At 68.3% G+C, this 3,832-nt stretch carries 6 protein-coding genes; 4 read left to right on the top strand and 2 right to left on the bottom strand.

Going from position 1 to position 3,832, the window contains the following annotated elements; genetic code table 11:
- Nucleotides 1-164 precede the first annotated feature (164 nt).
- The 3 genes from AC0693_RS38670 to AC0693_RS38660 all read left to right on the top strand — a co-directional run bounded on the left by AC0693_RS38670 (nucleotide 165) and on the right by AC0693_RS38660 (nucleotide 1,705).
- A complete protein-coding gene (locus AC0693_RS38670) occupies nucleotides 165-854 on the top strand; it encodes an SMI1/KNR4 family protein (protein WP_478804617.1) in 690 nt (229 codons plus the stop codon).
- A gap of 158 nt (nucleotides 855-1,012) precedes the next feature.
- A complete protein-coding gene (locus AC0693_RS38665; protein WP_478804616.1) occupies nucleotides 1,013-1,465 on the top strand; it encodes a hypothetical protein in 453 nt (150 codons plus the stop codon).
- A 120-nt stretch (nucleotides 1,466-1,585) separates the two neighbouring features.
- Nucleotides 1,586-1,705: a Ku protein gene (locus AC0693_RS38660; RefSeq protein WP_478804615.1), complete on the top strand. Its 120-nt coding sequence runs from the start codon at nucleotides 1,586-1,588 to the stop codon at nucleotides 1,703-1,705.
- Nucleotides 1,706-1,747: 42 nt separating this feature from the next.
- On the opposite strand, the gene AC0693_RS38655 is transcribed toward AC0693_RS38660, so the two are convergent.
- Complete coding sequence (locus AC0693_RS38655) at nucleotides 1,748-2,224, bottom strand: hypothetical protein (protein ID WP_478804614.1); 477 nt, start codon at nucleotides 2,222-2,224, stop codon at nucleotides 1,748-1,750.
- A 590-nt stretch (nucleotides 2,225-2,814) separates the two neighbouring features.
- Here AC0693_RS38655 and AC0693_RS38650 point away from each other — a divergent pair.
- Nucleotides 2,815-3,465, top strand: coding sequence for a hypothetical protein (locus tag AC0693_RS38650; protein ID WP_478804613.1), 651 nt, complete (start codon nucleotides 2,815-2,817; stop codon nucleotides 3,463-3,465).
- Between the two features lie 95 nt (nucleotides 3,466-3,560).
- Here the strand turns inward: AC0693_RS38650 and AC0693_RS38645 are convergent.
- The coding region (locus AC0693_RS38645; protein WP_478804612.1) for a transposase family protein at nucleotides 3,561-3,832 on the bottom strand (272 nt) is incomplete at its 5' end.

Genomic DNA, 3,832 nt, shown 5'->3' with positions numbered 1-3,832 from the left:
CGAACGACGCGCCGATCTCCACCAGGGCCTGCTCGAACTGGCCTGCAGCCTCATATGCCTCCGCCGACTCCGAACCTCATTCTGAAACGATCAGTTAGATGGCCCGCAGCGTGCGTGATCCCCAGGCTGGTTTCTCTGTCACTGGCTCCGCGTACGGTCTGCGCATGGTTGATCAGCAGTGGAGCGGGGTCCGTCAGCGCGTGGTCGCGTTGGGCGCCCAGCCATCGAGCGGCACGGTATTCGGCTCGCTCCGGCACGGGTGGGTCCTGGAAGACCCTCTGACGGATGACGGGCTTGCCGAACTCGAAGCGCAGGTAGGCGTGCGATTGCCGGATGACTACCGCGGCTTCCTCACCTGCGTGGGCGCCGGCGGCGCGGGTCCTGCATACGGCCTCTTCCCCGTTCGCCGTGTGCAAGGCCGCTGGCGTTGGGAAGGAGACGGTGCGGACCTGGCCGATCTGTCCATGCTCGCTCGGCCCTTCCCTGACCACGGACCGGATCCCGAAGACCTCGACGCACTTCTCGCTGTTCGTCCTGGAGAAGAGGACTTCGACGAGATCGAGGACTTCGACGACGCCATCGAAGCGTGGGACGAACGCTGGGAAGCCCTGATGTTCGCCCCCGAGCGCACCGCCGGCGCCATCGTGATCTCTCACCTCGGATGCGCACAAAGGGAGTGGCTGATCATCAGCGGCACCTACCGCGGCACAGTCTGGTCCGACTGTCGGGCCGACGACGCCGACCTTGTCCCGCTCCGTGACCAGACTGGAAAGCCGGTCACGTTCACACACTGGTACATCGACTGGCTGCAGAAGGCGGAACTCACTGCACACCAACCATCCACAAACGTATGACGCGGGTACCGGCGCGCACGGGGCTGCGACGGTCGGGAGGACGAGCTCTGTAGTTGGCGGAGCCGTGCAAAGCGGACCGAACCGGGGGCTCGGCCGGTAACGCGGGAGTCCTGGAAATGAAGGTGCTGCCCCGTGGCCTGCGCAGGCAGCATCTCCCCATGTCGACAGATGTCAGCGGAATGATCGAGTGCCGGCCGGGGGCCCGCCTGTGGGGCCCTGACGACGAGGACTCCGTATGGGAGGCCGGCATCGATCTCCTCCTCCTGAACGCGGGCAACGCCTACGACGGCCTGGCCTGTCTTTTCGGAATCCGGAACTACTTCGATTTCCAGCCCCTCGCGGAAGATCGCGGCTTTCCGGATGACGCCTCGGAGGGCCTGCGCCGTGAGTTCGCCGACTGCGGTGGCCCCCACGACGTGCACGGGACGACCTGGCTGACCTGGTCCGAGCTGGAGACCACGGACTGGCAGGGAACCGACGCCTCGGGCACGCGAACCCGCGCCTCAGCCGCAGGCATCGACACTCACTGGGGCCCAGTCTGGAAGGTCATGCACATCCTTAGCGAACTCCACGGCGCCGAGAACGTACGCCTCGTCGCCTGGTTCCACTGATTCGCGGCTGAGCGCCGTGGTTGGCCAGACTGGCCAACCACGACACTCAGTCACAGCCGGGCGAACGCCGTCAGCTGGAAGGACAGCTTGAGGGCGGCACCTCTGACGGGATCCGCGCGGGTGAACGAGAGCACTGGCAAAACGGTGGAGCTGGACGACATCGTCAAGGGCTACGACACCGGCAGCGGGTATGTCCTGGTCGAGCCGCAGGAACTGGACGAGATCGCCCCGGGCCGCTGACACCTGCGGAAGGTAACTTCCGCGCCCTCCCCATTGGCCTGTTCAGCCCGCGGCAGGGACGTTGCCCGACCCGAGCAACGGCACGTCGCCCACGGCCACGTCGGCCCGCAGCCGCAACCGCCGCACGGGATGCCGCCACCGGCCCGCGATATTCAGCGACACGTCCGCAGCCACCTCTGCCACCAGCACCGGCTCCACCAGCTCCACCCGCGGAGCCTCCCTGGTCCCCCATCCCGCCGAGAACGTCCACCCCGTCCACGGGTGCCCGGCCGACGCCGCGATCAACTGAGTGCCGAGCATCCGTCCTGCATCGCGGGACAGCACCGAGGTCCGCCCCACGTACTGCAAGGCACCATCCGCGTCCAATCGCCCCAGCAGGACCGTCGTCGGAGACGCGAGGGAGCTGCCGACCGCGCAGACCAGCGCTTCAGTCGATGCGCGTGACCGGTACTTCCTCCAGCCGCGGCCCGCGGCGTACCGCTGGTCCAGGCGCTTGAAGACCAGACCCTCTATCCCCACCGACGACCACTCCAGCCACCCGGCCGGTGTCGCCGGGTCGGTCGTCGACGGGCACAGCGCGAACTGAGGCCCGAGATCATGCTCCGCGAAGAGCCGCTCCCTAGCGGCGCGGCGCGCGACGTACGGCTGGGCGGTGAGGCAACGCCGCGGCGCAGGAGGTCGAACGCGGCGAAGTGCACCGGCCACTGCTCGGCGAGCCGCGCCGTGGCTGCGGACGGACGGTTGAGCCGCCCTGCAACCGTTCGAAGGCCAGCCTGTCGGCCTCCCACACGATCAGCTCGCCATCAAGAGCCTCGTCCGCCGGGAGCCTTGCGGCCACCGCAGTGATTTCGGGGAAAGCTGGGGTGAGGTCCTTGCCGCTGCGGGACTGCAGGAAGACTTCTCCCGCCGCGCGAAGACCAGCATCGGGTATCCGTCGTACTTCGGCTCGAACACCGTGCCCCCAGGCAGCGCAGTCTCTCCCGGCAGCCGGGGTACCGCCCGGGCCAGCATGGGCTCCACCGGAGGCACCAACACCATGAACCGCATATACCCGCCCCATCATGGACAAAAGCAGCAGGTGAAGGGGCAAAGGGAGAGGAGTGCGTGCGGTGGACCTCGACGATGTCACCGACCAGCTCTACGGGCTGCCGCCCCAGGACTTCACCGCGGCGCGCAACGAGCACGCCGCGGCCGCCCGAACGAACGGCAACCGCGATCTCGCCCAGCAGATCACCGCACTGCGCCGTCCCACCCTCTCCGCCTGGGCCAGCAACCTCCTCGTGAGAGAACAGCGCGACGGGGTACAGCCACTGATCATGCTCGGAGAGCAGCTCCGCCAGGCCCACCATGACCTGGACGGGGAGCAGCTGCGCCAGCTGTCCCGCCAGCAGCGGCAGCTGATCGGCGCCCTGACGCGCCAGGCCCGGCAGCTGGCCGCCGAGGCCGGCCACCGCCTCGGGGATGCTGCCCAGCACGAGATTGAAGAGACCCTGCACGCAGTCCTCGCCGACCCCGAGGCCGCCCGCGCGTGGGCCGCCGGCCGCCTGCCCAAGCCGCTGAGCGCCCCTGCGGGGATCCCTGGCGTGGCCCAGGGCGCGAAGGCCACACCCGCCCGGCCACCGGCTGCCGTCCCGCAAGCGGCGGCGCCTCGCGGAAAGACAGACGAGGCGCTCGAGCAGCGAAGGAAGCAGCTGGAGCGTGCACAGCAGGACGCGGACGAGGCCGAGCAGGCGGCTGAGCTTCTGATGGAGCAGATGTAGAGACACCCCGGCCCGCGTCTTCCAAACCCGGTTTTGAAGACGCGGGCAGCCGAGGCGCCCTGGCTGACCCCAGTGTCCTGTCTCACTGAGCTTCTTCAGCGTTGCCGCTCCAGGGTGAAGACAGCCTTGGCGATTGACGTCATGCGGTTCGGGCTGCATCGGGGCCTGCGGAAGATTCGCCAGGACTTCAGGCGGGCGACGCCGCGTTCGACGGGTGCCCGTGCCTCAGCCAGGGCCCGGTTGACGGTCTTCTCGGTGAGGGTGAGTTCCTGTGTCGGCGACGGGTGAAAAGTGGACCGTTGGCGGCGGATGAAAGTTGACCCCCATCGAGGGCCTGACTCGTTGAGCCAGGTCGGGAGGATGGGTG

Source organism: Streptomyces sp. NPDC043876 (assembly GCF_056435825.1).
The sequence above is the reverse complement of the archived record's forward strand: the minus strand, read 5'-3'. Positions and strand labels throughout refer to the sequence as shown.